The organism is Acinetobacter bouvetii DSM 14964 = CIP 107468 (genome assembly GCF_000368865.1).
Taxonomy (GTDB): Bacteria; Pseudomonadota; Gammaproteobacteria; order Pseudomonadales; family Moraxellaceae; genus Acinetobacter; species Acinetobacter bouvetii.
Genome location: NZ_KB849726.1, coordinates 684,737 through 710,709, shown reverse-complemented (window position 1 = coordinate 710,709; position 25,973 = coordinate 684,737). Strand labels below are relative to the sequence as shown.

Annotated in this window: 29 protein-coding genes; 6 read left to right on the top strand and 23 right to left on the bottom strand. The window is 46.0% G+C overall.

All coding sequences use genetic code 11. From position 1 onward, the window contains the following. Positions 1-65: 65 nt before the first annotated feature. From gspK to F941_RS06125, 18 genes are all read right to left on the bottom strand, one after another. Positions 66-1,043 carry a type II secretion system minor pseudopilin GspK gene (gene gspK / locus F941_RS06210; RefSeq protein WP_005009022.1) on the bottom strand — a complete coding sequence of 326 codons (978 nt, stop codon included), beginning with the start codon at positions 1,041-1,043 and terminating at the stop codon, positions 66-68. Continuing rightward, complete coding sequence (locus F941_RS06205) at positions 1,040-1,762, bottom strand: type II secretion system protein GspJ (protein ID WP_005009020.1); 723 nt, start codon at positions 1,760-1,762, stop codon at positions 1,040-1,042. The genes gspK and F941_RS06205 overlap by 4 nt, the downstream gene beginning before the upstream one ends. Next, positions 1,762-2,202: a type II secretion system minor pseudopilin GspI gene (gene gspI / locus F941_RS06200; RefSeq protein WP_005009019.1), complete on the bottom strand. Its 441-nt coding sequence runs from the start codon at positions 2,200-2,202 to the stop codon at positions 1,762-1,764. The genes F941_RS06205 and gspI overlap by 1 nt, the downstream gene beginning before the upstream one ends. Next, positions 2,192-2,740, bottom strand: a complete 549-nt coding sequence (locus F941_RS06195) for a pilus assembly FimT family protein (protein WP_005009018.1) — start codon at positions 2,738-2,740, stop codon at positions 2,192-2,194. The genes gspI and F941_RS06195 overlap by 11 nt, the downstream gene beginning before the upstream one ends. Positions 2,741-2,749: 9 nt before the next feature. Then, positions 2,750-3,364, bottom strand: a complete 615-nt coding sequence (locus F941_RS06190) for a TetR/AcrR family transcriptional regulator (protein ID WP_005009016.1) — start codon at positions 3,362-3,364, stop codon at positions 2,750-2,752. Between the two features lie 44 nt (positions 3,365-3,408). After that, positions 3,409-4,182 (bottom strand): TatD family hydrolase, encoded by a 774-nt coding sequence (locus F941_RS06185; RefSeq protein WP_005009014.1) that lies wholly within the window; start codon positions 4,180-4,182, stop codon positions 3,409-3,411. Between the two features lie 31 nt (positions 4,183-4,213). Beyond that, entirely contained in the window at positions 4,214-4,555 is a 342-nt protein-coding gene (locus F941_RS06180) for a PilZ domain-containing protein (protein ID WP_005009011.1), read from the bottom strand. 17 nt (positions 4,556-4,572) lie between these two features. After that, on the bottom strand, positions 4,573-5,556 hold the full coding sequence (locus tag F941_RS06175) for a DNA polymerase III, delta' subunit (RefSeq protein WP_005009009.1): 984 nt from the start codon (positions 5,554-5,556) through the stop codon (positions 4,573-4,575). Between the two features lie 16 nt (positions 5,557-5,572). Continuing rightward, on the bottom strand, positions 5,573-6,334 hold the full coding sequence (gene kdsB, locus F941_RS06170) for a 3-deoxy-manno-octulosonate cytidylyltransferase (protein WP_005009008.1): 762 nt from the start codon (positions 6,332-6,334) through the stop codon (positions 5,573-5,575). Continuing rightward, positions 6,334-7,350, bottom strand: a complete 1,017-nt coding sequence (lpxK, locus tag F941_RS06165; RefSeq protein ID WP_005009005.1) for a tetraacyldisaccharide 4'-kinase — start codon at positions 7,348-7,350, stop codon at positions 6,334-6,336. The genes kdsB and lpxK overlap by 1 nt, the downstream gene beginning before the upstream one ends. Next, entirely contained in the window at positions 7,351-9,078 is a 1,728-nt protein-coding gene (gene msbA / locus F941_RS06160) for a lipid A export permease/ATP-binding protein MsbA (protein WP_005009003.1), read from the bottom strand. It abuts the gene before it with no gap. Next, the gene (locus tag F941_RS06155; RefSeq protein WP_005009001.1) at positions 9,078-9,500 is read right to left on the bottom strand and encodes an ExbD/TolR family protein; all 423 of its coding nucleotides are present in this window, start codon (positions 9,498-9,500) and stop codon (positions 9,078-9,080) included. The genes msbA and F941_RS06155 overlap by 1 nt, the downstream gene beginning before the upstream one ends. 9 nt (positions 9,501-9,509) lie before the next feature. After that, positions 9,510-10,151 (bottom strand): MotA/TolQ/ExbB proton channel family protein, encoded by a 642-nt coding sequence (locus F941_RS06150; protein WP_005008996.1) that lies wholly within the window; start codon positions 10,149-10,151, stop codon positions 9,510-9,512. Positions 10,152-10,182: 31 nt separating this feature from the next. Further along, positions 10,183-11,070 carry a ParB/RepB/Spo0J family partition protein gene (locus F941_RS06145; protein ID WP_005008995.1) on the bottom strand — a complete coding sequence of 296 codons (888 nt, stop codon included), beginning with the start codon at positions 11,068-11,070 and terminating at the stop codon, positions 10,183-10,185. Further along, complete coding sequence (locus F941_RS06140; RefSeq protein WP_005008993.1) at positions 11,067-11,849, bottom strand: ParA family protein; 783 nt, start codon at positions 11,847-11,849, stop codon at positions 11,067-11,069. The genes F941_RS06145 and F941_RS06140 overlap by 4 nt, the downstream gene beginning before the upstream one ends. A 25-nt stretch (positions 11,850-11,874) precedes the next feature. Continuing rightward, positions 11,875-12,507 (bottom strand): 16S rRNA (guanine(527)-N(7))-methyltransferase RsmG, encoded by a 633-nt coding sequence (gene rsmG, locus F941_RS06135; RefSeq protein ID WP_005008991.1) that lies wholly within the window; start codon positions 12,505-12,507, stop codon positions 11,875-11,877. A gap of 83 nt (positions 12,508-12,590) precedes the next feature. Then, complete coding sequence (gene murU, locus F941_RS06130) at positions 12,591-13,280, bottom strand: N-acetylmuramate alpha-1-phosphate uridylyltransferase MurU (RefSeq protein WP_005008989.1); 690 nt, start codon at positions 13,278-13,280, stop codon at positions 12,591-12,593. Continuing rightward, complete coding sequence (locus F941_RS06125) at positions 13,280-14,293, bottom strand: aminoglycoside phosphotransferase family protein (RefSeq protein ID WP_005008987.1); 1,014 nt, start codon at positions 14,291-14,293, stop codon at positions 13,280-13,282. The genes murU and F941_RS06125 overlap by 1 nt, the downstream gene beginning before the upstream one ends. Positions 14,294-14,413: 120 nt before the next feature. On the opposite strand from F941_RS06125, the gene F941_RS06120 reads away from it, so the two are divergent. Together F941_RS06120 and F941_RS06115 are read left to right on the top strand one after the other, a co-directional pair. Next, positions 14,414-16,858, top strand: a complete 2,445-nt coding sequence (locus F941_RS06120; RefSeq protein ID WP_005008980.1) for an LPS-assembly protein LptD — start codon at positions 14,414-14,416, stop codon at positions 16,856-16,858. After that, positions 16,858-18,171 (top strand): peptidylprolyl isomerase, encoded by a 1,314-nt coding sequence (locus F941_RS06115; protein WP_005008978.1) that lies wholly within the window; start codon positions 16,858-16,860, stop codon positions 18,169-18,171. Before F941_RS06120 ends, F941_RS06115 begins: the two co-directional genes overlap by 1 nt. A gap of 99 nt (positions 18,172-18,270) precedes the next feature. Here the strand turns inward: F941_RS06115 and hfq are convergent, their stop codons facing one another. From hfq to tsaE, 4 genes are all read right to left on the bottom strand, one after another. After that, a complete protein-coding gene (gene hfq, locus F941_RS06110; RefSeq protein WP_005008977.1) occupies positions 18,271-18,816 on the bottom strand; it encodes an RNA chaperone Hfq in 546 nt (181 codons plus the stop codon). 94 nt (positions 18,817-18,910) lie between these two features. Beyond that, positions 18,911-19,855 (bottom strand): tRNA (adenosine(37)-N6)-dimethylallyltransferase MiaA, encoded by a 945-nt coding sequence (miaA, locus tag F941_RS06105; RefSeq protein WP_005008976.1) that lies wholly within the window; start codon positions 19,853-19,855, stop codon positions 18,911-18,913. A gap of 6 nt (positions 19,856-19,861) precedes the next feature. Next, positions 19,862-21,850: a DNA mismatch repair endonuclease MutL gene (gene mutL / locus F941_RS06100; RefSeq protein ID WP_005008974.1), complete on the bottom strand. Its 1,989-nt coding sequence runs from the start codon at positions 21,848-21,850 to the stop codon at positions 19,862-19,864. After that, on the bottom strand, positions 21,847-22,317 hold the full coding sequence (gene tsaE / locus F941_RS06095; RefSeq protein ID WP_005008970.1) for a tRNA (adenosine(37)-N6)-threonylcarbamoyltransferase complex ATPase subunit type 1 TsaE: 471 nt from the start codon (positions 22,315-22,317) through the stop codon (positions 21,847-21,849). The genes mutL and tsaE overlap by 4 nt, the downstream gene beginning before the upstream one ends. 138 nt (positions 22,318-22,455) lie before the next feature. On the opposite strand from tsaE, the gene F941_RS06090 reads away from it, so the two are divergent. The 3 genes from F941_RS06090 (at position 22,456) to F941_RS06080 (ending at position 24,368) form a co-directional block, all read left to right on the top strand. Continuing rightward, positions 22,456-23,361 carry an RluA family pseudouridine synthase gene (locus F941_RS06090; RefSeq protein WP_026253419.1) on the top strand — a complete coding sequence of 302 codons (906 nt, stop codon included), beginning with the start codon at positions 22,456-22,458 and terminating at the stop codon, positions 23,359-23,361. A 122-nt stretch (positions 23,362-23,483) separates the two neighbouring features. Beyond that, the gene (locus tag F941_RS06085) at positions 23,484-23,831 is read left to right on the top strand and encodes a type II toxin-antitoxin system RelB/DinJ family antitoxin (RefSeq protein WP_005008965.1); all 348 of its coding nucleotides are present in this window, start codon (positions 23,484-23,486) and stop codon (positions 23,829-23,831) included. 93 nt (positions 23,832-23,924) lie between these two features. Beyond that, the gene (locus F941_RS06080) at positions 23,925-24,368 is read left to right on the top strand and encodes a GNAT family N-acetyltransferase (RefSeq protein ID WP_005008963.1); all 444 of its coding nucleotides are present in this window, start codon (positions 23,925-23,927) and stop codon (positions 24,366-24,368) included. A 65-nt stretch (positions 24,369-24,433) separates the two neighbouring features. On the opposite strand, the gene F941_RS06075 is transcribed toward F941_RS06080, so the two are convergent. Then, on the bottom strand, positions 24,434-25,150 hold the full coding sequence (locus F941_RS06075; RefSeq protein WP_005008962.1) for a pseudouridine synthase: 717 nt from the start codon (positions 25,148-25,150) through the stop codon (positions 24,434-24,436). 269 nt (positions 25,151-25,419) lie between these two features. On the opposite strand from F941_RS06075, the gene F941_RS06070 reads away from it, so the two are divergent. Then, on the top strand, positions 25,420-25,881 hold the full coding sequence (locus F941_RS06070; RefSeq protein ID WP_035361800.1) for a DUF441 domain-containing protein: 462 nt from the start codon (positions 25,420-25,422) through the stop codon (positions 25,879-25,881). Positions 25,882-25,973: the final 92 nt, after the last annotated feature.

Below are 25,973 nucleotides of genomic sequence, written 5' to 3'. Positions count from 1 at the left end.
ACCTTGAGCATTAATTTTACAGTTCAATGCAATTGGTAAAATGCATGAGGCTTTTGAGGCCTATTTTAGAATGGCGCCATGCTCCGGTAAGCCACATAAACTTCCTTATCTTTTCTCACCAATTCTGAACTGAATTGACGTTTCCGGCCGCTGAGTTCAATTTCGATTTTAGCTGTGAAGTAATTAGACTGCACACCCAGCAAGTCACCGACAATCGCCTTATTTTCTGCCGATACTGATGAAAAAGGCTCGGCTTGCCACAGCTCAGCTGTGTTATTAAATTTTTCCAAGGCTGCATTTTTCTTATCCAAGAGCTGCTGAACAGCATGCGCATCCAGCTTCTCATCCATGCTCGCCAATAAAAATGCAGGCGCAGTATTGATGTTCACCTTGGTTTCATTGCTTGGCAAGGCGCTAATGTAGGCGGCTATTAATTTATATTTGCCATCCTCAAAGCCGCGGATTTGCTTGAGTTCTTCTATACGATGGAATTTCGCATTTGGCGGCATTGGTGCATTTTGTAACCCTCGATAATAGCCTGACTCCGCCCCCATTGAGCCCGTCTGCTCATCGTCTGCATCTTGCCAATCAATCACCGCTTCACTGAGCTGCGCAGGCAATCCCGCTTTTACCAATATTTTTTCAAACCATTTTTTGGCATTTTCATTCACACTGCCATCCGCTTTGAGCAAACTGTTCAGATTGAATTTACCGGATTGATCTTCCAGCACGCCGGAAACATAGCCATCATCCACAGGAAAAGCAGGCATCGGCTTGGCCCAATTCTCCTGCAGAGAATCGACATCGCCAGCATTTTCAGCATCATCTTTCAGCATTTCTGCAAAAAAAACTTCTGCACTTTTCGCATACAGCAGCGATTGATTTTGCCGCATTAAATAAGCCGTCGCTTCTGCTGTATTGCTTTGATGCTTTGCAATGCCGGCCGCCAAAATTGTCGCCAAGGCCACCATGACTAAAATAGTTAACAAGGCAATGCCGCTTTGCTGATGCGGACTGGATGCCTTTCTGCAGCCGAGCTTCATTGCGCAGACACTCCTTGAGTATCGCCTGCATGACTTGAATCGCCAGCGCTGCCACTATTGCCACTCTCCTGCCCCACACTGCTTTTCTGAAGGAAATCCGTATTCAGCAGGCTAAATAGCCACTCATATTCCACATTATTCACCTTGAGCTTAATTTTTAAGCCCCGCGGAAAATGCTGCTGTGCGCTGGCTTGCGACAAATTTGCCAATGGATCAGGCCAATTATTAAGTTCATTCGGGTTCAGCACGGTTATTTCAAACTGCTCTGCATCTGCCAAAAGCACACTGGAATCTGGCTGATCATGCCCTGTCTGATTTAAATTGCTGTACTTGAGCCGATAGAGTTTTTTTTCTTCTGCGCGGTATGCATATTCAATGCGTTCATCAGGTGCAATACCTTGATTCAAAGGATCAGTCACCCCAGTTTTACTAAAACTCAAACGGCCATTTTGCAGTACCAGCGCTGGCTGAATATTGCCATTAATATTGGCCGTTAGCGGCACAGCCTGTACGGTATCCCGCAAAATCTGCTGATAAGCTTCCTGCAGCTGCGACAGCTGCACCTCATGCATTGTATTGCGCTCTTTGACTTTGGCAATATAGTCAAAAACTTTCCAGCCCAATGCAGACAGCACCGCAAAAATCGCAACCGCCACCAGCAGCTCAACCAATGTAAAACCTGAAGATAGGGTTTGATTTATTTTATTTTTCGGCTGCATCAAGCTTTGGCCTTCTGATTAAAGAACACCAAAGTGGTAATACCTGACTCAACTTTGTTCGTTTCTGCATTCATTAAACTGATTTGCACATCAATGCGCTGCACATTAGGGCTAACGGTCGCCTGTGCAGATTTATCAATTTGCCACTTTTCTCCCTGCTGTGTGACTTGCTTGGAAGATGTTCCAGTCATCCAGTCGCGGTTTATTTCCATATTTGCAATTTCATTGAGTACAACAAACTGCGCCTTTGTTCTTAAAACAGCATTTGCAGTGGCTTGCGTGTATTGCATTGCGACATTGGTTAAAGCCATAGCCGCAGTTGCAAAAATTGCCAGCGCGACCATCACTTCCAGCAGTGTAAAGCCTGTACAGCTTCTCGCACTGCGCTGCTGTACCGCGGCACAGGTCAAAGAATCTTGCTTTGCACATTCAGCTTTCATTTATTTTTCCCAGATGGTCAATCTCAATTTCATTGCCCACAGGACGCTCTTCAAAATAAAACTGAATGCGTACAGGTTTAACCTCTCCATTGCCCAGCCAAATCAGCTTGGGTGCATTCTGATTCAAGAGTTCACTGTTACTGGCATTTTCATAACGGCGTTCTAAAGGCTGAATACTGAAAGTGACATGCTCAGGCAATACCCGCATAGAAAAATCTTTGTAATTTTGCCAATTATTATTCTGATTCAATAAGCTTTCTGTGTTCTGTTTGGGCAGATATTCCATTACATCATATTGAAAATCGGCTACATCTGTTGCCGCTTGCGCATTCAGCGCCAAAATTCGGGACTGATCATTGGATTCACGCAGAATTTTCTGCACGTCCATAAGAAACACTTCACGCGCCTGCATGGCCTTGCGCTGATCTGTACCGCCAATATTCATCATGACCAATGACACCATGATGCCCATAATTACAATAACCACCATCAATTCGACTAAAGTGAAGCCCTGCATTGATGATAGCTGAGTATTCATAGCATGCCTTTAAGCAAATTGAGCTGCGGCGCTGATCTGCTTTGGCAATGCCAAGGCTTGATCGATATAAGCCACTCTTAGGGTATCCCGTGACCCCAGATAGCGCTGATAAAAACTGGAGTTTAAAATAGCCGCAGCGCCATGCGTCAGCGACCAGATCGAAGCCAAATAGTCACGCACCGACATTGAACTGTGAATAGATTCCAAATAGCTTTCTGTCATGCGGATAATCAAACGCAGCCGATGCTTTCGCACTTGATACAGCTCGCTGAACAGCATCTGTATGCCCACACCCGTTGTCGCAAGGCGTTCTTCAATTTGGTGAAACAGCACTGTACGCTCCGGATGATGCAAATGATGCAGCATGAAGAAAGCCAAGTGCTCAGGAAACTGCTTGTCGGTATCTTTAATCATTTCCAGCAGCATGCGTTCATTGCGGATGATCAGCAGCATATACAGCTCATCTTTGCTTTGAAAATGCTTATAGAGAGTTCCTTTAGCCAGATCCAGCTCTGCAGCCAGTGCATCCAGCGTCATTCCAGATTCACCATTTTCTAAAAGAAGCTGCTCTGCAACTTGAAAAATCAACGCTTCTCGTGCTCGAAACTGAGCCTGACGATCCATCTTCACCCTATACTCTCTTCTGCGCTTATATCAATTCAAATGATTCACTTTAAATTGAGAAGGTTTTCAAAGTTTTGCTTTGTGATTAAAGCCATCTCTTCTAGTGACTTATCATATACATCACTTAAGGCTTTGGCTACATAGGGAACATATTTTGGTTCATTAGACTTTCCTCTATAAGGCATGGGCGCCAAATAAGGGCTGTCCGTTTCAATCAGCACACGGTCCAGCGGCACCTGCTTGGCAACATCACGCAAGTCTTGCGCATTTTTAAAGGACACAATGCCTGAAAAAGAAATGTAATAGCCGCAATCCAGCACGGCTTTTGCGGTTTCCCAATCTTCCGTAAAGCAGTGCAAAATGCCGTGGGTCGATTTTTCCGCGCGGATAATATCTACCGTATCCTGCTTCGCTGCGCGGGTATGCACAACGACAGGCTTTTTGACAGTCTGCGAGGCATGAATATGGCGGGCAAAACATTCTTTCTGCTCTTGAATAAAATCCGTGCTGTGAAAATAATCCAGCCCCGTTTCACCCAAAGCCCAAACTTTTTCAGGCTGCGCCAGCTCCACCAAATAATCAGTCGTTGCCCGCGCCATAGTGGCAGGATCTTCACAAGGGTGCACCCCGACAGAATATCCCACATCTGCATGGCGGGCAGCGATCGCCGCCAGCTGGATATGATCATCCAAATCCACTGAGATACTCATAAACCGGGAGACACCCGCTTCGCGAGCCTGCTCCAGCGCCAGATCCAAATCGCCGCCATAAGGCGTTAGATCAAGCAATGTTAAATGACAATGAGTATCTGTAAACACAATAAGTACCTATGCTGAGTAAGGTGTAACTCTACATAGTGTAACTTCTGCGGCCTTCAGTTTTAAGCCCTGCCAGCATGCGTTCTGCTTCAGATTTGAAATAAATGCCTTTTTCGCCGGCAAGCTGAATGCCAAAGCCTTGAGGCTTAATGCCATTTTGCTTTTGAGAGATCCAAATGACTTTGCCTGTCAAAGGAACTTTTTGAGATTGTTCAGGCAGAGTCGTCAGTACAAAGACTTCATCCCCCATTTTTACCGCCTGCTTAGAAGGAACAAAAAGGCCGCCGCCGGCCACATAAGGCATATAGCTGGCAAATAATGTTTCCACATCTGGAATGTTCGCTTGAATGATTCCGCCCATGCGTGGCTGCATTGTCGTTCCCCTTATTTTTAAAGATTCATCAATTTAATGCACAGCTGATCCAGAACTAAGTTAGTTTGTACGTTTTGTTCGATAAACTTTTTGGATTGCTGCAGCTCGGCATAAATGCCAAATAATGATTCTAAATCATACTGATCTGGCAGATCATTAAAATTCAAATCAATATTTTTTATTGCCTGATTTAGCTTGACACAAATCAAATCAGACAACAAGTATTCAAACATTTGACTGAAATCACTAAAGTTCAGCGCTTTATTCCACTTGGTCGCAATCGCCACCGGCATATTTTTCTGCCGCACCAGCTTAAGCCAGTCATTCACAAAATCCTGCCGCAAATTGAGCCATTCACTTTGCGCCAATTCTACCGCCTGCAGCGGCATTTGATTCGACAGGTTCATCAGCAGCTGATGCATTTGCAAATCACTGTCCGGCAAATTTTCATGCAAATAAGCTTCTGCATGGCCGGCGCTGATCCGGTCTAAAGCAAAGTGCTGCAGGCGGCTGCGGATGGTTGCAGGCAATTTCAAATAATGATCCGCCAGCAGAATAATGACAGTGCGGTCACCCGGCTCTTCCAGCGTCTTCAGCAGCGCATTGGCGGAAGCGGTATTTAATGCTTCTGCAGGCTCAATCACCACCACACGCCAGCCATCTACCGTCTGCTGCACAAAAGGCAGCAAATCGCGGATTTTCTCAATTTTTATTTTAGCATTCTGCTTTTTGTTGTCTTCATCTGTCGTAATATGCACATAATTCGGATGCGTATCTGATTTCAGCCACAGACAGCTGCCGCAGACGCCGCAAGGCTGATTTTTTTCATGACGGTTTAAACACAGCACCCAGGCCAAAAAATAATGCGCAAACGCATGCTTGCCGCAGCCTTTTTTGCCATAAAACAGCAAGCCATGACCCAATTTAGGGAAACGGCCGGTCAGTGTATCCCAGACCGTTTGCTGCCAAGGGTAGACTTGCGCTTTAATTTCATTTGCCATGGATGGAAGCCGCCCTTTATTCGAAGTTAGAAACATCCATTTGATTCAACCGGTCTAAATCAGCCTGCGTATCTACGCCCGGCGGCAAATTCGCTTCAGCCACAGCAATGGCAATTTGATGGCCATTTTCTAAAACACGCAGCTGTTCCAGACTCTCCAATTTTTCCAGCAGCCCCATATCCCAAGTGACATATTCCTGCAGAAGCTTCACGCGGTAGGCATATAAACCGAGATGGCGGTACGCGTGATTATGCAGCTTACGCTCCGTTAACTTTGCGCCATCGCGGTCATAAGGAATGGTTGCGCGGCTAAAATACAACGCTTGATTGTGCTTGGACATCACCACTTTGACGATGCTGTCACGCAAAAACTCATCTAAGCTATGTATGGGCTCAGATAAAGTCGACATCGATGAAGCCGGCTGATCTTCAAGCAATTGGGCAACCTGCTTCACCAATAATGAAGGCAGCAAAGGCTCATCACCCTGTACATTGACAATAATGTCGTCAGCATCCCAGCCTTTAATTCGGGCAACTTCGCTTAAGCGGTCTGTGCCTGATGGATGGTCAGCCGATGTCAAGACAACATCGATGCCTTCTGCACGGCAAACCTCAGCAATACGCTCATCATCTGTCGCTACACAAAGATCATCAAAACCCTGCACTTTCTTCGCCTGATCGACGACACGCAAAATCATCGGGCGTCCATGAATTTCCAGCAAAGGCTTACCTGGCAAGCGGGAACTGGAAAAACGCGCTGGAATAACAATATGTTTCATCAATTTAAGCCTTCATCAAATTGGATGCCCAACTGTTTCAGCTGCTGATGCAATGTTTCATAACATGCTGATGACAGCACTGCATCAACAGGAACAACCCAAATTTCACGCTGAAAGTCTGGATTCTGCTTGAGCAGCGGTAAAATTTTTACCGCATCTTTTTCTGTGGTAATAATCGGATTGCTGTCTTCAAACAGCAAGTCTTCAATTTCGTATTCAAAATGATCTGGAAATTCATGACATTGAAAATGCTGAATCCCCATTTTTTCTAATGTATTGTAAAACCGCTGCGGAAAGCCGATGCCCGCAACGGCATAAAAATCTGAGTTTACATCAAAGTCTTTGACCATGCCTTCATTCAGCAAATACGGCGCCGACGCAGTCAAATGCATATTTAATGGCATCTTCGGCTGCGCGGCATGCTCAATCACCGTACTGCCTTGCAGGCGGGTTTTCGGTTCACGCAAATAACCTTCAGGCAGTATTTTTTCATTGCCCAAGCCCCGGTTATTGTCCAGCACGATCCACTCCAGCTGACGCTCAAGCGCCCAATGCTGCAAGCCGTCATCGCAGATGATTAAATCCAAAGCATGCTTAGACAGCAGGAGCTCTATGCTTTTTTGCCGATTTGGCCCAACAGCCATAGGCACGCCTGTAGATTGAACAATCAGCACAGGCTCATCGCCTGCCGTGTCTGCATCCGAATCCAAGCCAACGTAAGCTGGAAACGGGCCTTTGCCGCCGTAGCCCCGGCTGATCACTCCCACACGCACATTGCGGTTTTGCAGATATCTGACCAGATGAATCAGCAGCGGCGTTTTACCGCTGCCGCCCACGGTGATATTGCCTATTACCATGACCGGCACAGGGGCGGTATAGCTTTGCTTTAAACCGGCCTTATAAAGGCTTTTATTCAAGATAAACCCGCCGCGGTACAGCCATGATAACGGACGAAGCACAATTAACCACTTAGCCTGATTATTCCAAGCATTTTGAATTAATTGCGCCGCAGACATTTACTGTTCCTCAAAATTGCGCTGATGCAGCTGATAATAGGCGCCGCGATTTTCCATCAGCTCTGCATGCGAGCCTTGCTCTACGATTCTGCCTTTATCCATCACCACAATGCGGTCTGCATTTTCAATCGTTGACAAGCGGTGCGCAATCACAACCGTAGTGCGATTTCGCATTGCCGCATCAAAAGCCTGCTGAATATAGTATTCAGATTCATTATCCAGCGCACTGGTGGCTTCATCCAAAATTAAAATTGGCGCATCTTTTAAAATTGCCCGCGCAATAGCGATACGCTGGCGCTGGCCGCCCGACAAATTCAACCCTTGCGCACCCAGCGGCGTATCATACCCCTGAGGAAGATTCATAATAAATTCATGCGCATAAGCAGATTTTGCCGCCGCAACAATCTGTTCATCAGTGGCATTTTCCAGCTGACCGTAAGCGATATTTTCGCGGACTGTCCGGTTGAACAGCACAACCTGCTGGTTCACCATCGAAATTTGCTGACGCAGATTATTGATTTCAATATCATAAATATCAATATTGTCCAGTGTCAGCTGGCCGCTGCTGATGTCCTGATAGCGCAGCAGCAAATTCACCAAAGAAGTTTTGCCTGCGCCGGAGCGTCCAACCAAGGCCACGGTTTCGCCCGCATTCACGATCAAATTAAAATCATGCAATGCGTGATAGCCATCTGCATAAACCAGATTGACAGCCTTAAATTCAATATTGCCTTTCAGCACAGGCGTCAATGTCCCTGAATTTTTCTCTTCAGGCATATCCAGCAGCTCAAACACGGAATGCGCTGCGGCCATGCCGCGCTGAATCTTTTCATTCACATCGGTCAAGGCCTTAATCGGCTTGCTCAGCATGCCTGCAGCCGTAATATATGCCACAAACTGCCCTGCCGAAGTATCCTGCATAATTTCAGGACGCAGCGCGATGTACATGACAATTGCCAATGGAATGGACATAATCAGCTGCACAATCGGGCTATTCAGCTGCTGCACCACCACCATTTTCATGCCGCGGCGTAAATTTTCCATTGAACTGTCATAGAAGCGCTTTTGCTCATAATCCTGTCCCGAAAAACCCTTAACGACGACATTGCCATTGACAGTTTCCTGCACCACATGGTTGACATCCCCCATGGTGTCCTGCACTTGGCTCGACAGCTTGCGCATGCGCTTAGACGCTTTGCGAATCAGCAAACCAATCAAAGGCGCAAAAATTAGAATAATTAAAGTTAAGCGCCAATTGCTGTAAATCAGATAACCCACCAAACCGCAGGTAATTAAACCCTGCTGAACAATGGTCCGCAGCGATTCGGTTGAAGCTGCCGTCAGCTGCTCGACGTTGTACATTATCTTCGCGGTAATGTGGCCGCTGGAATTATCAAGATAATATTGAGAAGGCAGGCGCATCAGCTTAGCAAAGACTTCTTGACGGATATTAAAAATCAAATTCCGTGAAATCACCGCTGTATAATAACCGCCAATGAATGTTCCCAGCCCGCGGAAGAACATTAAGAGAATAACCAATATAGGAAATAACGATGTAAAACCCTGATCACGGTGCTGAATCGCGTTAATAATCTTTTCAAGCAGCTTAGCGACGGATACTTCTGTTGCCGCATTGATTGCAAAACCAATTACAACAAATATCGCCAAGCCCCAAAAAGGTTTTAAATAACCCAGCAGGCGCAGATAAACTTTTACATCGTGCTTCACTAATAACCTCGAGTCGGTACTTTCGTACTGATATTTACATTCACAAAGCCCAGCTGGCCTGCTACATCCATAACGCGGATCACATCCTGATGGGTTGCTTTCGCATCAGCCGCAATAATAAACATTAAATCACGGCGATCATTGGAAATCTGTTTAATTGCCGTATTTAAATCGGATGCCTCTTTACTGGAAAGCGACTGGCCATTTACAGAATAATGCCCAGAAGAATCGACAACAACCTCTATTTTCTGATCAAACTGCTTTGGCGGCACACCTTGTGCATCCGGCAGTGTCAGGTTCATTCGGCTCATTTGGCTAAAAGTGGTCGAAAGAAGCAAAAACACCAAGATAAACAATAAGCAGTCGATCATTGGCGTTAAGTTAATATGTATATCTTCAACCTGCCTGCGCTTAAATTTCATTCGACCGCCTCAGCTTGCTTTTTGCAAATCTTGTAATGCTTCATCAGTCTTGTTTTGGTAATACAGCGCAGCATGAAACAGTGTCGCCTGCTGTTCCAATTCTGCAACATACTCTTGCACCAAACGCTGAAAATAGCGGTGAGCAAACAGGGCTGGAATCGCAATAAACATCCCTGCAGCTGTTGTAATCAGCGCTTTAGAAATACCCGGCATCATCAATACCGGATCGCTGTTCGTCCCGACATCAATCATTAAAAATGATTCGATAATGCCCATAACCGTACCCAGCAAGCCCAGCAGCGGCGCGGCTGCACTTAGCGTACCTAAGAAATTGATATTCTTTTCCAAATAGCCAATCTCTTGCGATGCTGTGACTTCCATTTGCGCACGGGCAAACTGCTCAGGCTGATTTTTACTGCGGTAACCGGCGGCGAAAACACGCCCCAAAGTACTGCGCTGCAAGGTTTGATCTTGCTTCAGCTTTTCTACAACCTGCTCTGCTGTTTGATTTTGATTCATCAGCAAAGCGGCTGGCAGCACCATCGATTTTTTCAAGCGGATAAAACGCTCAATTGAAATCGCGATGGTAAAGATTGAACATAAAACCAGCGGCAGCATAAGCCATCCGCCAGCCTTGACTAATTCCCACATTTGATTTTCCCCAATAAATCGAAATTTAAAATTAATCAGCTAAGCAAATATTTAAAATACCATCCAGCTCTTCCAAAGAATGGTAATTAATCACCAATTTGCCTTTGCCTTGCTTGTTATGGTCTATTTTGACATCTGCACCGAAACGGTCAGACAGGCGCTGTGACAATTGCTGAATATCTGCAGATGCTGCTTGTTTTTCTTTAGTTTGCTTGGGCGCATTCAAATCACGCACCAGCTGTTCTGTTTGACGCACTGACAGGCTTTTTTCGATGACATGCTCAGCAACTTTCAGCTGATCTTTCGCCTTGAGCGTCAAAATTGCCCGGGCATGCCCCATATCCAGCAAACTCTGCTGCATAAAATCTTTAACTGGCTCAGCCAAGGATAATAAGCGCAATAAGTTGCTGATGGTGGTGCGCGCTTTTCCAACGGTATCGGCAATTTCCTGATGGCTCAAGCCAAATTCTTCATGAAAACGCTGCAGCGCCATCGCCTGATCTATTGGATTCAGATCTTGACGCTGAATATTTTCAATCAACGCCAATGCAATGGCGACCTGATCGCTCAAATCGCGGACTATGGCTGGAACTTCGGTTAAGCCCGCCAATTGCGCAGCGCGCCAGCGGCGTTCACCGGCAATGATTTCATAGGGATGCTTTTCATCATCGATTGGGCGGATGACAATGGGCTGCATCACGCCATGCTTTTCAATCGATGCCGCCAATTCCTGTAAATCTTGCTCATGAATAAAGCGGCGCGGCTGATATTCACCGCGCTGCAGTAAATGCACATCAATTTGCTTCAGCTGACCATGATCTAAAGCTTGCGCTTCCAATTGTAATTTTTCTTTTTGGATGGAACCAAGTAAGGCATCCAAACCACGGCCTTTTGCTAATCCGCGTTTTTTTGTGGTCATGCGTTACTTCCTTTCTTTCCTTTGCTTTTTTTTAACATCTCAGCCGCTAAATTTAGATAGGCAACTGCACCCTTTGAACTTTTTTCAAAATAAATCACTGGCAAGCCATGCGCAGGCGCCTCCGCCAGCCGCACATTGCGCGGAATGACGGCGTCGTACAATTTTTTGCCAAAGTATTGTTCAAGCTCTGAAGACACATCGCGCGTTAACGCATTGCGCGCATCAAACATCGTTCTCAGCACGCCCATAATCTGCAAATCTGGATTCAGCGCTTGCTGAATGCGGTCAATGGTTTGGGTTAAATCCGCCAAGCCTTCCAGCGCATAATACTCACATTGCATTGGAATCAGCACACTGTCTACAGCAGCCAAGGCATTGACTGTAATCAAGCTTAAGCTCGGCGCGCAGTCCACAATAATATAATCAAACTTATCTTCAATCTGCTGCAGCGCTTCACGCAGAATGAACTCGCGGCCTTCCTGCTCTGCAATCGCCAATTCAACGCCCGCCAGTTCGCGGTTGGCGCCTAAAACTTTATAGCCAACTTCCGCACGGGTAATGGCTGTTTCAATCGGCATCTCGCCCAATAGTACATCTGTGACGGAGTACAGCAGCTCATTCTTCTGAATGCCTGAACCCATCGTGGCATTGCCTTGTGAATCCATATCCACAAGCAACACGCGTTTTTTCAGCACAGCTAAAGATGCAGCCAAATTTACTGCGGTTGTAGTTTTACCGACACCACCTTTCTGGTTCGCAATCGCAATAATTTGTGCCATGGTAAACCCCAATCCTTAGAAATAATTAAATACGTTTCAACAAAAGCAAATGACGCTGTTCATCTAAGCGCGGAACGCTCAGCTCGATAATATCGCAGCTGAATTGATCTTTAAATGCATCGACTTCTTCACTTGGAATCAGCCCTTTCATTGATGCAATAATGCTCTGATCATGCATGAATGGAATGGATGCGTTGATAAAGTCCGTCAAAGAGGCGAAAGCGCGGCTGGTAATGACATCAAACTTGCCCAGCTCATTAATGCTGTCTTCATTTTCGACACGCGTTTGCACAGCAACAACATTTTCTAATTTTAAGTCAGCAATAAACTGCTTCAAAAACCGGATCTTTTTGCCGTTCGAATCCAGCAAAACACATTGGCGTTCCGGCTGGCATAGCGCAATGATCATGCCTGGCATGCCGCCGCCTGTGCCAATATCTAAAAGACGGCCTGGCGGCAAGTCTTTTAAAATACTCAAGCTGTCCAAAAGGTGCTTCACCAGCATTTCTTTCGGATCACGGATTGCTGTCAAATTATAGGCTTTATTCCACAGCACCAAAGCATCTTGATACTTGAGCAATAAATTTAAAACATCATCACTGAGTTCTAAACCTAACGCTTGACTGCCTTGCTTAAGTTCTTTAAAAAACGTGTGCATACAATAACGTCTCGAAAAAGTTAGATGGAAGTATACCGATTTATCCTGCCTGTCACAGCAGGATGTGTTTAGCGAATATGCACTTAAGCGTACATCCCTTCACGAATCTGGAGATCCAGCGCACTTAATCGCTCAGGAGTGCCAACATCCACCCAGGCAGCCTGCATTTTTTCCGCTGAAATTTTCCCATCCAGCATGCCTTGCTTTAAAAGCGGCGCCAATGGACGCTTGCCCTGTTCCAGCCCGTCAAACATTTTTGGATGTATCACTGCAACGCCGCTGTAAGTTAAAGGCTCGCCTGCATGCGCTTGATCAAAGGTATAAGCGCGCCCCGAAGCTAAAATGAAATCGCCTTTTTCATGCTGCGGCGGATTCTTAACAAAAACCAAGTGCGCTAGATCCTGCTCCAGCCGCACATCCAGCAGCGAGGCGAAATCAAACGTTGTCCATACATCGCCATTGACCAAAATAAAAGGCTCAGTTCCCAGCAGCGGCAATGCATTAATAATGCCGCCAGCCGTTTCCAAGCCTTCCGCTTCACGCGTCCAGCGGATATTCACGCCAAACTGAGAGCCATCGCCTAATGCGCCAATTAGCACATCCGCCAGCCAAGCCGAATTAATCACAATTTCAGTCACGCCAATGTCTTTCAGCTTTTCGATATGCCAGACAATCAGCGGCTTTCCGCCCACTTCCAATAAAGGCTTCGGTTTATACAATGTTAGCGGACGCATGCGATTGCCCAATCCCGCCGCTAAAATCATCGCTTTCATTATGCTGCAACCTCATAAGCGCCATATTTGGCTTCAAATTTTGGCAATACTTTAGCTTGGATAAACTGCATAAACGGTTGTAATTCTGCATACGGCTTGCTTTCTTCCAGCAGATACCACATCACGCGCGGCAAATCTTTCAAATAGCCCGACTTGCCGTCACGCTCAAACAGACGCACAAAAATGCCTAAAATTTTAATATGGCGCTGAATCGCCATAAAGTCTGCATCTTTTTTGAATTGCTTAAAATCACGGCCTTCTTTGGCAGATGCAGGCAACAAATTATAGAAGGTCTGGAACCAGCTGTAGACGCGTTCAGGATTCCACTGCACATAAGCATCTCGGGTAATGGAAATCAGGTCATAAGTATCTGCGCCAATCACGGCATCCTGAAAATCGATGACACCCTGCTCTTTTTCATCTGCCAGCGCCATTAAATTGCGGCTGTGGAAGTCACGGTGCACAATCACTTGCGGCTGCGCCAATGCAGCATTCGCAAGAATGGCAAAAGTACGCTTAATTAAAGCGCTTTCCTCATCCGATGGCTTGATCTGTAACGATGGCAGCATCCAGTCGGTCAGCAGCGCCATTTCAGACATCAGCTTTTCATAGGAATATTCAGGAAAATGATTTAGCCCATCAATTGACTGCAATTGAATCAACTGCGCAAAACTTTGCGCATAATAGCCGTCTACAGTTTCATCAGTTAACAGCGCAGAGAGCAAAACATCGCCAAAATCTTCCAGCAAAAGAAAGCCTTGCTCTAAATCTTTGGCCACGATATGCGGCACGCGCACGCCATGGGCATCAAAAAATTCGTCAATCGTCACAAAAGGCACACAATCTTCTTTTTCTGGTGGTGCATCCATGAGCATAAATGTTTTATTATTCAATTTGATTCGTGCATAACGACGGAAGCTTGCATCGCCTGCTAAAAAATGAGTTTCAAATTGATCTGAACCAAGTACAGACGCAATCCATGATTGTATCGATTGTTCACGTTGTGTATTCATTTGCAATAAATTCTAATACAGGCTGAGTTTTTAAAGTGCTAAGTGTAGCTACTTATCAACTTTTTCTCTATGATGCGACAATAATTAATTGCGATAAAGCATTCTTGGTTAATGAGACAAATGAAGCATCAGTTTAAATTTAATCCTTTAGCGACTGCGATCTTAACCCTTCTTTGCGGCAGCTCAGTATCAAGCTATGCGGCATCGCCAGCGTCTGCGGAAAATGACGCAGAGCAATTAAAACAAACGATTTCGGAAGCTTATCCAGGTCAAAGCTTTTTTGAACAATATTATGTAGACAAATCCTCACCCGAAGCGCAGCAGCGTGCAGGACATCAGCTCAGTTCAGCGTATTGCCAAGGCGCATGGGTCACGCCCATTGCACCGGATGTTAAAGCCGTGCCTTCAGATCAGGCGACGTCCACCGTCACTGCCGATTATGGCCACTTCGACCCCAACGGCGACTCTATTCTTGAAGGCAATGTCATTATTGATCAAGAAGGCCGTCAAATCCGCGCTGACCAAATTAAAATTGATAAGACCCAAACTTATGCCAATGCATCAGGCCATGTTCAAATGGCGCAAGCCGGCCTGCTCTCACAAAGCGACTCGATTAATTACAATCTAAAAACACAGCAAGGCGATTTAAGCAACAGCCTGTACATTGCTGAACAAACCCATGCACATGGCAGCGCAGAAAAAATTTCACGCACATCCGCACAGACGGTCGAGCTGAAAAATGCCACTTACAGCACCTGCCCCCCGGATGAAAAGCCGACTTGGAAAATTCAAGCCAACACCATTAAGCTTAATCAGGAAACCGGCCGCGGTGAAACCACGGGAACAAAACTGTATGTAAAAGATGTTCCTGTGATGGCTGTGCCGTATTTCAACTTCCCTATTGATGACCGCCGGACTACAGGCATTTTAACGCCAAGCTTCGGCTTCACCAATGACGGCGGTATCGAACTTGGCGTACCGGTGTATCTGAATCTTGCGCCGAATTATGATGCCACCCTTACACCGCGCTATATCAGTGCCCGCGGCCCAATGCTGGAAGGCGAATTCCGCTACTTAACGGAAAACTACGGTGAAGGCATGATCTGGGGCGGCTACCTGCCTTCAGATAAAAAATATGACGACCAAGACCGTAAAGATTTGCACATTTTGCATAAATGGGATCTTAACCAGCAGTTCAGCACCAACGTAGATTTCAACTACGCATCGGATAAAGATTATTTTACCGACTTAAACAATAACCCGAATTCAAAAACCGACTTGAACCTGCGCCGTGCGTGGGAACTCAATTATAAAAATGGCATCCCCGGCCTTAAAGCGCAGCTGAAAGTTGAAAATTTTCAAACGCTGGATAATACGGTCAAAGACGAAGACCGCCCTTATGCCCGTTTGCCGCAATTCCTGCTGAACTATAAGCACGGCAGCCCTTTAGGCCTGCAGTACGAGTTTAATCACGATACTGCTTATTTTAAGAAAGACATTTCCGACTTCAACAGCACAAGCGCTGAACCTAGCGGCACGCGCATCTACAATGATTTCGCAGTGCGCTACAATTACCTGACGCCATGGTCTTTTGTCATTCCTGAAGTCTCTGTCCGCAGTATCAACACCTTCTATGATCAGGACACCATTAATGCGCAGAACATCAACTCTTCAAATGAGCGCAAATCCACGATTGTGCCGCAGTTCACGCTGGATACCGGCCTGACATTTGAAAAAGATGGAAAATTCCTGCAGACCTTAACCCCCCGGCTGTTCTACGCCTATGCGCCTTATAAAAATCAGGACAGCAGCCCAAACTTTGACACAACCACAGCGTCCATCAACTATGACCAGCTGTTCAGCCCGAACCGTTTCTACGGCCATGACCGCTTAGAAGACAACAACTTTGCATCTCTAGGCCTCAGCTACAGCCTATTTGACAGCATTGGACTGGAACGCCTGAAAGCCAGCGTGGGGCAAAGCTTCTACTTTGAAGACCGCCGCGTAACACTCAATAATACGTCCGATGAATTTGACCGCGAGCGCCGCACAGGCCCTGTGGTTAACGTATCCAGCCAGCTGTCAGAACGCTTCAGAGTCAGTGCAAATGGCGCATGGATGTCCAACGGCGATAATGCGCAGCGTGATGTACAGCTGTACTACACAGGCGATAAGGGCAACCTCTACAATATCGGCTATTTTAACCGCCGGTACTTGCCAAACCGCCAAGACAGCTACGATCAAGCGGTTGCATCCTTCATTCAGCCCGTACACAACAATTGGCGGCTGGTGGGTCATGCACAGTACGACCTGGACAACAATGTCGCCCGTGAATACCTGCTTGGCGTCAACTATGAATCGTGCTGCTGGGGCGTATCAGTCTATGGACGCTCTTATTATAATGATTTGGACAATGTCAACGATGACAGCGTAAAGCCAAAACGCGCGATCATGGCAGAATTTACTCTGAAGGGCTTAGGCGGTTTCAACAATAAACTTGCATCTTTATTGGAAACCCGAGTATTAGGCTTTAATAATATCAATCAAAATTGGACAGAACGTTAATGAACACACTACAGTTAAAACGCGTTTTTAAAGCGACAGCACTTGCTCTTTGCCTTTCTGCATCATTGCCAGCCTTTACTGCTCAACCTAAAGATGAAGTTATTGCTGTTGTGGACAATAGCGTAATTCTGCGCAGTGATTTAGAACAGAGCATTGCCGAACTTAAACACCAGCTTGAAGCGCAAAAGAAAACTGTACCGCCAGAACAGTATTTGCAGCAGCAAGCGCTAGAACAGCTCATTATCCGCCAGGCGCAGCTCGAACAAGTCAAGCGCTACAACATTAAGCCCGATGAAAAAAGCTTAAATGAGGCGGTATTAAAAGTTGCAAAAGACTCGGGCTCACCAAGCCTGGAAGCTTTCCAGCAAAAACTGGATAAAATTGCGCCCAATACTTATGCATCATTACGCAGCCAGATTGCCGAAGATTTAGCCATCAAACGCCTGCGCCAGCAAATCGTAACATCACGCATTCAAATCAGTGATGCAGATGTCAAAAACTTCTTAAATTCACCGCAAGGCCAAGCAGCGATTGGCAATCAAGCGCATGTTCTGCACGTCCGCATTTCAGGTAATGAAGCCGCCGCTCAGAAAGTGGCAAAAGAGGTAAAAGCTGAGCTTGCGAACAGCAATGATGTCGCGGCAATCGGCAAAAAATTTTCTACTGGCACTATCAAAGTTGAAGGTGCAGACATGGGATTCCGCAGCTTATCTGACATTCCTGCCGAGCTGGCTGCCCGTGTAAGCCCGCTGCAGGATGGTCAAACGACTGAGCTGATTCCTGTGCGTGACGGCATTCATATCTTAAAACTGGTAGAGCGTAAAGGCGGTGACCAGAAAGCCATCGTTCCGCAATATCAAACGCGCCATATCCTGATTCAGCCCTCTGAAGTTGTTAGCCCTGAAAATGCGAAGCAAATGATTGACAGCCTGTACAGCCGCCTGCAAAAAGGTGAAGATTTTGCTGTATTGGCATCGACATATTCAAATGATCCCGGCTCTGCCCGTGATGGCGGCAGCTTGGGCTGGGTTACACCGGGCATGATGGTTCCAGAGTTTGATGATAAAATGAAAAATACACCGAAAGGTCAAATCAGTGAACCGTTCCAATCACAGTTTGGCTGGCACATTCTTCAAGTGACCGATACCCGCCAGCAGGATATGACCAAAGAATATCAAGAGCGCATGGCGCGGCAACTGCTGGGTGAACGTCAATTTGATGCGGAATTGGACAGCTGGCTGCGGGAAATCCGCAACAATGCATTTGTAGACATTAAAGATGCCAGCCTAGACCGCAAAAAGAATAAGCCTTAAGGTGATTGATAAAAAACCAGCTGATCAGCTGGTTTTTTATCATCTTCTGAAAAGCAAAAAAAAAGCCTCTTTATAAAGAGGCTTTTTTAAAATTCTTAATTAACGATTATTTTCGTCATCTTGAGAATCTTCAAATTTAGTTTCGCCGTCAAAACCAGAAGTTTGGCCGCCGAAGCCGCCTTGACCGCCGAAGCCGCCTTGACCGCCGAAGCCGCCGCCTTGACCGCCGAAGCCGCCTTGACCGCCAAAGCCGCCGCCTTGACCGCCAAAGCCGCCTTGACCGCCGAAGCCGCCTTGACCGCCGAAGCCGCCTTGACCGCCGAAGCCGCCGCCTTGACCGCCGAAGCCGCCGCCTTGACCGCCGCCGAAGCCGCTGCCTTGACCTTGAGCACCGCCGAAGCCGCCTGCACCTTGTGCACCAGCAGGAGCGCCAGCAGGACGCGGATTACGCGCTGGAACAACAGTAGAAATGGCGTGTTTATAAACCATTTGACTTACAGTGTTTTTCAGTAAAACCACATATTGGTCAAAAGATTCAATGTGACCTTGTAATTTAATACCGTTCACAAGGAAAATAGAAACTGGAATACGTTCTTTACGGAGAGAATTTAAGAACGGATCTTGTAAAGTTTGACCTTTAGACATGTTATAACTCCAAAAAAAAAATTAAAAAATCAGCGCAAAACTACCTTTATTTTTCAATTAAAAATTATAAAAAAGGCAGTAGCTAAATTTTGCTTTATCCGTGGCAGTTTCGCAAGTCTTCTTGAGCCTGCTCGATAGTAAAATATGTAGTAAATTTATGCTTTTCTTGCAAAGATCTTAACCAAGTATATTGACGTTTAGCAAGTTGTCGTGTTGCAAAGAGCGCTCTATCCTCCATTTCCCGCTGTTTTTCACCAGTTTGATCACTTTTTTTCAAAAAATCGAGTGCTTGCCGATAGCCAACGGAGCGCATGGAAGGAAGATTTTCATCTAAATCGTATTTTTTCATCAAGCCTTTCACTTCATTTAAAAATCCGATTTCCCACATAATTTCTAATCGTTTTTCTATGCGCTTGTGCAATTCTAATCGATCAGGCATCAAAGCATAATTATGAAAATTGTACTTATATGGTAAATTTTTAGGCTGCTCTGCCTGCAGTTTTGTAATTGGTTCGCCTGTGAGCTTAAATACCTCTAAAGCACGAGTGATCCGCTGCTTATCACTCATCTTAAACCTTTGGCCAGCCAAAGGATCGACTTGACAAAGTTCAGCATACACAGCCTCCCAGCCTTCCCGCGCCGCTTTTTCCTCAATTTCGGCCCGTACCGCGTAATCTGTGCCAGGCAAATTGGAAGACAATCCTTCCAGCAATGCCTTGAAATACAGCATTGTTCCGCCGACTAAAATAGGGGTTTTGCCGCGCGAATGCATATCCTCAATCAGCGCACTGGCGTCATCGACAAACTGTGAAGCTGAATACACCTCCAATGGACTGATAAGATCAATCAGATGATGCGGGTAACGCGCCTGTTCCTCTTGCGTGGGCTTTGCTGTGCCAATATCCATATCTTTGAATACCAGCGCAGAATCGACGGAAATCAGTTCAAAATTGCCCTGTTCATAAAGTTGACATGCCAAAGCGGTTTTCCCGCTTGCAGTAGGCCCCATTAAATTGATGACCGGCAGTTGATTTGACATGTAACGCTACTCTCCCCGAGCAAATAATTTATCAAGCTGTGCCAATGGAAAGGCGCGCCATGTTGGGCGCCCATGATTGCATTGGCTGGCAAATTCGGTTTGCTCCATTTGGCGGAGCAAAGCATTCATTTCTGAAAGGCTTAAAATGCGGTGCGCGCGTACAGCGCCATGGCAGGCCATGCCTGCCAAAATCTGGTCGCGTTTTTGCAGCAAGCCCTGCGCCTGATCATTCGGATCTAAATCATGCAGCAATTCAGGAATCAAGGCATCAAAATCCGCCTTATGCAGAATGGCGGGCACTCCTCGCACGATCGCCTGCTCATCGCCATACTGATCTATGTCCAGCCCTAAGCGCGCCAGCTGCTCTTTTAAATCGTCAATGCGCGCAGCCTGCATGCGGCTGATCGGCACCACTTTCGGAATCAGCAATTGCTGCGAAGTCCAGAATTCCGGCTTATCCCATGCCGCTTTCATCTGCTGCAGAACAATCCGCTCATGCGCTGCATGCATATCGACAATAATCAAGCCTTCAGTGTTTTGCGCCAATATATAAATGCCATGCAGCTGAGCGATCGCGATGCCTAAGGGATGCTCATCCACTTTCGCTGCAATGTGGCTTTCTAATGACTCAGTTTGAAGGCTATCGGCCGAGGCATCGCGCAGCGGCGCCAAGTAGCTTTGCAGCGCATTATTCAGTTTTTGCGAACCGGCATACTGTGAAGAATAGCCGGATGCATAGCCAGCCGCATGAATTGAAGCGGAAGGCTGCAGATAAGACACAGATTGCGGCTGCACCGAATTAAAATCACTTAGGCCATCCGGTAGAACTGTTTCTTGAGCTGGCGCTGCGGCAGATTCTGCGGCTTTATGCAGCGGGAACTGCTCCTGATAACGCGGCTGCGGCTGAAAAGCGTCTTGTACAGGCGCTTGATCATCCTGCTTCATTGCAGATGCCAATTCAGCCGAGGCAGTCTGGAACTGTGATAAAGTCGCTTTCGCATAATGGCGTACAAATTCATGTACTTCCCGCTGATTCAAAAAGCGGATTTCATGTTTGGTCGGATGCACATTGACATCAATATTTTCTGGGTCAACTTCCAAAAACAGCAAATAGCCAGCATGCTGATGGCCGTGCAAAATCCCCTCATAAGCCATCCTGAGCGCATGCGAAATCGTTTTATCTTTAACAATCCGGCCATTCACATAAACATACTGCAAATCGGCCTGCGCGCGCGCATCTGAAGGATGTCCCAGCCAGCCGCTTAAGCGCATATTGATGCTGTCTGCATCGATCCAATAGGCATTTTGAGTGAATTGGCGGCCCAGCATCTGCTGAACACGCTGAAACCGCAGCTCACCGCTGTCAGCAACAGGCAAATTCAGCTTGATGCTGCTGTTATGCTCTAAAACAAAGCGGATATCAAAATGCGTCAGCGCCAGACGGCGGACGATTTCTTCAATATGGCCAAATTCGGTGCCGGGCTTCTTTAAAAATTTACGGCGCGCCGGGACATTAAAAAATAAATCCTGAACCCGAATCTGCGTGCCTTTGGCAGAAGCAACGGCTTGAATTTCCTGATGATCAAATGCAGTACCGTTAACTTCGACCTGATAACCCACGCCGTCTTCATCCTGACTACTGATTAAAGTCAGGCGCGATACAGCGGCGATGGATGCCAAAGCTTCACCGCGGAAACCTAAGCTGACAATGGCCTGCAGATCATCAGCTGTTTGTATTTTGCTGGTGGCATGGCGCATCACTGCCAAGGGCAAATCTTCTGAATGTATCCCCCGGCCATTATCAATGATTTCAATCAGCGTGCTGCCGCCTTGCTCAACCCGAATAATCAGCTCGGTTGCACCTGCATCAATGGCATTTTCCAGCAGCTCTTTTACCACAGAAGCTGGGCGCTCAATCACTTCACCGGCAGCAATCTGGTTGGCTAAGGCAGGATCGAGCGTTCGGATGCGGCGGGCGCTGACATCATTCATCATACAAAATGCTTCTCTAAAGCCTGCTGTAAAGACTCAGAAGATGAATTTAATGTTGCAATACGGATTAAATCGTCTTCAGATTTTTCAATATTAATCACTAAATCGGCCTGCGGTATTTCTTCACCGCCTTTGGATGGCCATTCAAATAAAAACAGCGCATCGGCAGTTTCCAGATAATCACGGATGCCCATCAATTCCAACTCATAAGGATCATTGAGGCGGTATAAATCGAAATGAAAAATATCTTTGCCTTGAATATTATACGGCTCTACCAAGGTATAGGTTGGGCTTTTTACCGCGCCCTTGTGGCCCATAGCCTGCAGCCAATAACGCGTGAGCGTGGTTTTTCCTGCACCTAAATCGCCAATTAAATAAATGACACCCGCTGTGAAATTCTTTGACAAAATTTCAGCCAGGTTTTTGGTATCTTCTTCATTATTTAAAGTCAGATTAAATGAGTGCTGCATACTGCTCACGACATGTACTTAAAGAGCAAATATGATAGCATCGCACAGCTTGAAAAGCCTATTTCTTGGCGTTAGATTGTGTATTTTTTACAATCTGGCGGCTTCAATTCATCCAGTCAAAGTGATCCAATGCCTGCTATGCACCCTGCCGACTTTACACCGCCCATGCTGCATGGCGTCAGCGCCAGTAAAGTTTTCTTAAAGCCTTCCCCGTCATCCATTCAGACAGTTTTCGCTTACATGTGCCTGCAGTTCCCGCATATTGAAGCGGCCGAATGGCAGCAGCGTTTTATGGATGGCTTGATCTATGATGCCAAAGGGCAACAGCTGCGGATAGACAGCGCATTTCAGGCTGGCAGCCACGTATTTTATTACCGTTTTCTGAAGCGCGAAATTCATGTGCCCTTCGAACATGCCATTTTATTTGAAAATGATGATTTGCTGGTGATTGATAAACCGCATTTTTTGACCATCAGTCCGACCGGGCAATATGTGCAAGAAACCCTTCTGGTCAGGCTGAAAAACCAAATGGGCAATGAGCAGCTTAGCCCAATTCACCGCCTAGACCGTGAAACTGCTGGAGTGGTCTTATTTTCCAAGCGGCCTGAAACGCGCGGCATTTACCAGCAAATGTTCGCAGACCGGCAAGTGCAAAAAACCTACCATGCGGTTGCGCCCTACGATTCGGGTCTTCAATTTCCGCAAACAGTTCGGCTGAATATGGACAAGGGGCAGCCGTTTTACACCATGCAGGTATGTGAAGGCACCCCCAACAGTGAAACAGAAATACAGCTGCTGGAGCACAATCAGCTGTGGGCCAAATACCTGCTAAAACCGCATACAGGCAAGCAGCATCAGCTGAGGGTCCATCTCAGCCATTTGGGCTTGCCAATCAAAAATGATCCGTTTTATCCAAAAATCGCACATAAAGCGGGTGATGATTTCACATCACCATTGCAGTTATTGGCCAAACATCTTGAATTTAAAGATCCTGTCACTTTCGAAGGAATGCAATTCAGCTCAAAAATGGAATTGGCCCTCTAAATTACACTGTAATATGGATGTCATTACATTTTTTTAGATTTTCTGCGTTTAGCTATTGAAATTCGATGATTTTTGATTAGAATAAATGCGAAAAGTTAAGTAATTTAAAGCTTTCTAAAATTATGAGAAAAACCGAAGTTTATCAAATCCGTCTGGACTCCCAAGAGAAAAAACAAGCTTTTGCTGTATTTAAGCAATTAGGGATTACTCCTGCCCAAGCGGTTCGCCTTTTTTTTAAACAAGTTGTACTGACAAAGTCTATTCCCTTCTCGATCGAAAATCAGAACATTAATTTAGAACAGCTGATTCGGCTGCGAAAACTGAAGCAGCAGGATGCCAAATCTGTACAGCCCGATCTGATTGATACTGAACAGGCAGATGCATCAGAAACTGACCTGCTGCTGGATGATGAACATATCGATTTGTTTGAAGAGCTGAATGCCATTTTGGGTGAAAGTGACAAAAGTTAACACTGTCGCATTTACAAACAATTTAAAAATCATCGACTTCTGAATTTTGGTTATGCTTCATGCAAAGAGATAATAAAATGCATGGAGACAACAATGATTGTAAGACGCGCATCAGAACAGGATTTGACCCAGCTAGCCGTATTATTTGATGAATACCGTCAATTTTACGGCGCATCTTCCAATCTGGATTTATCCTATAAATTTTTAAAACAGCGCTTCGACAATCAGCAAAGTGTGTTTTTCATCCATATCAAAGATGATGTATTTACCGGCTTTATCCTTCTTTACCTTGGCTTTTCTTCTGTCGCCTGTTCAACTTACTATATTTTAGATGATGTTTATGTGCGGCCGGTTTACCGCCGCCAAGGCTCCGCCAAACAGCTGATTGATACCGCGATTTTATTTGCGCGCCATGAAAATGCGCTGCGCATTACCTTAGAAACCCAAAAAAGCAATTATCAATCGCATCAGTTATATGAATCCATGGGCTTTGTGAAAGATGATGAATTTCAAACTTACCACTGCTTTTTAAAGTAAACCGGCTCCTTCCGCCTGCTATGAACAGCTCAGCTGAAAATGCAGCTGCGCTTTTCATGTTTGAATCAGTTTTCTCGGATTTTAGCCAACACAATTTGTTCTGAGGACAGATACACCCATTCGCCTTGCGGCAAATTGTCCAAATGACTCAAACTCAGCTGACCAACTTGCGCACGGTGCAGCTGTTCAACTTTATTGCCTACCGCCGCCAGCATGCGCTTAACTTGATGATAAACACCTTGATGAACGGTCATTTGCAGCTGCCTCTCAGCCAGGCTCTGCACATCTGTCGCAGCAAATACACCCGCTTCATTACGCAGTTCTACGCCCTGTTCCAGCTGCGCGATTTGCGCTGCTGTGACTGGATCTGCAGTATGCATCTGATAAACCTTTGCCACATGCTTTTTGGGATGCGTCAGCGCCTGTAAAAACTGCCCGTCATCCGTCAGCAGCAGCAGGCCTGTTGTATCCTGATCTAATCGGCCTACACACTGCAAGCCACGGTTCATCAGCACTTCATCAAACAATTCAAATACGCTGAAATGGTGTGTGGCCTGATGTGAGCATTCATAGCCTTGCGGTTTATTTAAGGCGATATAAATTTTTTCACGGTATTCAAAGCTTTCGCCATATACCGAAAATTCCAGCTGCTTCAGATCAGCTTTATATTTCAGATTATCGACCACCTCGCCATGGATTTGAACTGCGCCGCTCTTAATCAGCTGCTGGCAATATTTCCGTGAACCCAAACCTTGCGATTGCAGCATTTTTTCCAACAACATAAAAGCACATCTCAAAAAATCACAGCTCATTCTAATGTATCGTGATCAGAAACCCAATCTTGGGCCGTATTTATCTATGCTGTGAATAAGCTTGGAAACGGCTGGCGAACCCTTAATCTGCGTAATAGAAAATATATTAAGCATAATTTGGATTCATGCATAGCCTGATCACCGTACACCTGAACTTCTGGCCCGGCTCGCCAATGCATCGGCTTAAAGCGGTGAAATCCGCTATAATCCCATCAATAATGCAAAATTTAGTACGCGTGATGAACCTGTCCAGCCTGGATTTAAACCTGATTGTTCTATTGATTTTATTGGCCTGCGGGATATTCAGCCATAATTCTGCCGTATCCATTGCCGCGGGGGTGCTGATCGTGTTCCGCATCACCCCTTTAAATGAATTTTTCCCTTATCTGCAGCAGCATGGCTTAAATATTGGCATCATTATTTTAACCATTGGCGTGCTCACCCCCATTGCCAGCGGCAAAATCCCAGGTGACGCCATATTGAAATCCTTTCTCAGCTGGAAGTCGCTGCTGGCTATTGCTATTGGCTTATTGGTGGCTTGGCTGGGCGGACGCGGCGTGAAGCTGATGTCAAATCAGCCTGATATTGTGGCGGGCTTGCTGATTGGCACAGTGGCTGGCGTAGCCGTATTGCGCGGCGTACCTGTCGGCCCTTTGATTGCTGCCGGAATATTATCTCTACTGATTGGTTCAGGGCAATAATAAAGCCGTAAAGCACACCGATCACAACTTATTTTTCGACCACAAAATGAGCAGTTCCTGAAAATTTAATTGAATTGGCCATGATGGCTAAG

Excerpts from the sequence above, each read along its gene's own strand:
- gspK (WP_005009022.1), bottom strand. The coding sequence starts at position 1,043 with ATGAAGCTCGGCTGCAGAAAGGCATCCAGTCCGCATCAGCAAAGCGGC.
- F941_RS06205 (WP_005009020.1), bottom strand. The coding sequence starts at position 1,762 with ATGCAGCCGAAAAATAAAATAAATCAAACCCTATCTTCAGGTTTTACA.
- gspI (WP_005009019.1), bottom strand. The coding sequence starts at position 2,202 with ATGAAAGCTGAATGTGCAAAGCAAGATTCTTTGACCTGTGCCGCGGTA.
- F941_RS06195 (WP_005009018.1), bottom strand. The coding sequence starts at position 2,740 with ATGAATACTCAGCTATCATCAATGCAGGGCTTCACTTTAGTCGAATTG.
- F941_RS06190 (WP_005009016.1), bottom strand. The coding sequence starts at position 3,364 with ATGGATCGTCAGGCTCAGTTTCGAGCACGAGAAGCGTTGATTTTTCAA.
- F941_RS06180 (WP_005009011.1), bottom strand. The coding sequence starts at position 4,555 with ATGCAGCCACGCATGGGCGGAATCATTCAAGCGAACATTCCAGATGTG.
- F941_RS06175 (WP_005009009.1), bottom strand. The coding sequence starts at position 5,556 with ATGGCAAATGAAATTAAAGCGCAAGTCTACCCTTGGCAGCAAACGGTC.
- kdsB (WP_005009008.1), bottom strand. The coding sequence starts at position 6,334 with ATGAAACATATTGTTATTCCAGCGCGTTTTTCCAGTTCCCGCTTGCCA.
- lpxK (WP_005009005.1), bottom strand. The coding sequence starts at position 7,350 with ATGTCTGCGGCGCAATTAATTCAAAATGCTTGGAATAATCAGGCTAAG.
- F941_RS06155 (WP_005009001.1), bottom strand. The coding sequence starts at position 9,500 with ATGAAATTTAAGCGCAGGCAGGTTGAAGATATACATATTAACTTAACG.
- F941_RS06150 (WP_005008996.1), bottom strand. The coding sequence starts at position 10,151 with ATGTGGGAATTAGTCAAGGCTGGCGGATGGCTTATGCTGCCGCTGGTT.
- F941_RS06145 (WP_005008995.1), bottom strand. The coding sequence starts at position 11,070 with ATGACCACAAAAAAACGCGGATTAGCAAAAGGCCGTGGTTTGGATGCC.
- F941_RS06140 (WP_005008993.1), bottom strand. The coding sequence starts at position 11,849 with ATGGCACAAATTATTGCGATTGCGAACCAGAAAGGTGGTGTCGGTAAA.
- rsmG (WP_005008991.1), bottom strand. The coding sequence starts at position 12,507 with ATGCACACGTTTTTTAAAGAACTTAAGCAAGGCAGTCAAGCGTTAGGT.
- murU (WP_005008989.1), bottom strand. The coding sequence starts at position 13,280 with ATGAAAGCGATGATTTTAGCGGCGGGATTGGGCAATCGCATGCGTCCG.
- F941_RS06125 (WP_005008987.1), bottom strand. The coding sequence starts at position 14,293 with ATGAATACACAACGTGAACAATCGATACAATCATGGATTGCGTCTGTA.
- F941_RS06120 (WP_005008980.1), top strand. The coding sequence starts at position 14,414 with ATGAAGCATCAGTTTAAATTTAATCCTTTAGCGACTGCGATCTTAACC.
- F941_RS06115 (WP_005008978.1), top strand. The coding sequence starts at position 16,858 with ATGAACACACTACAGTTAAAACGCGTTTTTAAAGCGACAGCACTTGCT.
- hfq (WP_005008977.1), bottom strand. The coding sequence starts at position 18,816 with ATGTCTAAAGGTCAAACTTTACAAGATCCGTTCTTAAATTCTCTCCGT.
- miaA (WP_005008976.1), bottom strand. The coding sequence starts at position 19,855 with ATGTCAAATCAACTGCCGGTCATCAATTTAATGGGGCCTACTGCAAGC.
- mutL (WP_005008974.1), bottom strand. The coding sequence starts at position 21,850 with ATGATGAATGATGTCAGCGCCCGCCGCATCCGAACGCTCGATCCTGCC.
- tsaE (WP_005008970.1), bottom strand. The coding sequence starts at position 22,317 with ATGCAGCACTCATTTAATCTGACTTTAAATAATGAAGAAGATACCAAA.
- F941_RS06090 (WP_026253419.1), top strand. The coding sequence starts at position 22,456 with ATGCACCCTGCCGACTTTACACCGCCCATGCTGCATGGCGTCAGCGCC.
- F941_RS06085 (WP_005008965.1), top strand. The coding sequence starts at position 23,484 with ATGAGAAAAACCGAAGTTTATCAAATCCGTCTGGACTCCCAAGAGAAA.
- F941_RS06080 (WP_005008963.1), top strand. The coding sequence starts at position 23,925 with ATGATTGTAAGACGCGCATCAGAACAGGATTTGACCCAGCTAGCCGTA.
- F941_RS06075 (WP_005008962.1), bottom strand. The coding sequence starts at position 25,150 with ATGTTGTTGGAAAAAATGCTGCAATCGCAAGGTTTGGGTTCACGGAAA.
- F941_RS06070 (WP_035361800.1), top strand. The coding sequence starts at position 25,420 with ATGAACCTGTCCAGCCTGGATTTAAACCTGATTGTTCTATTGATTTTA.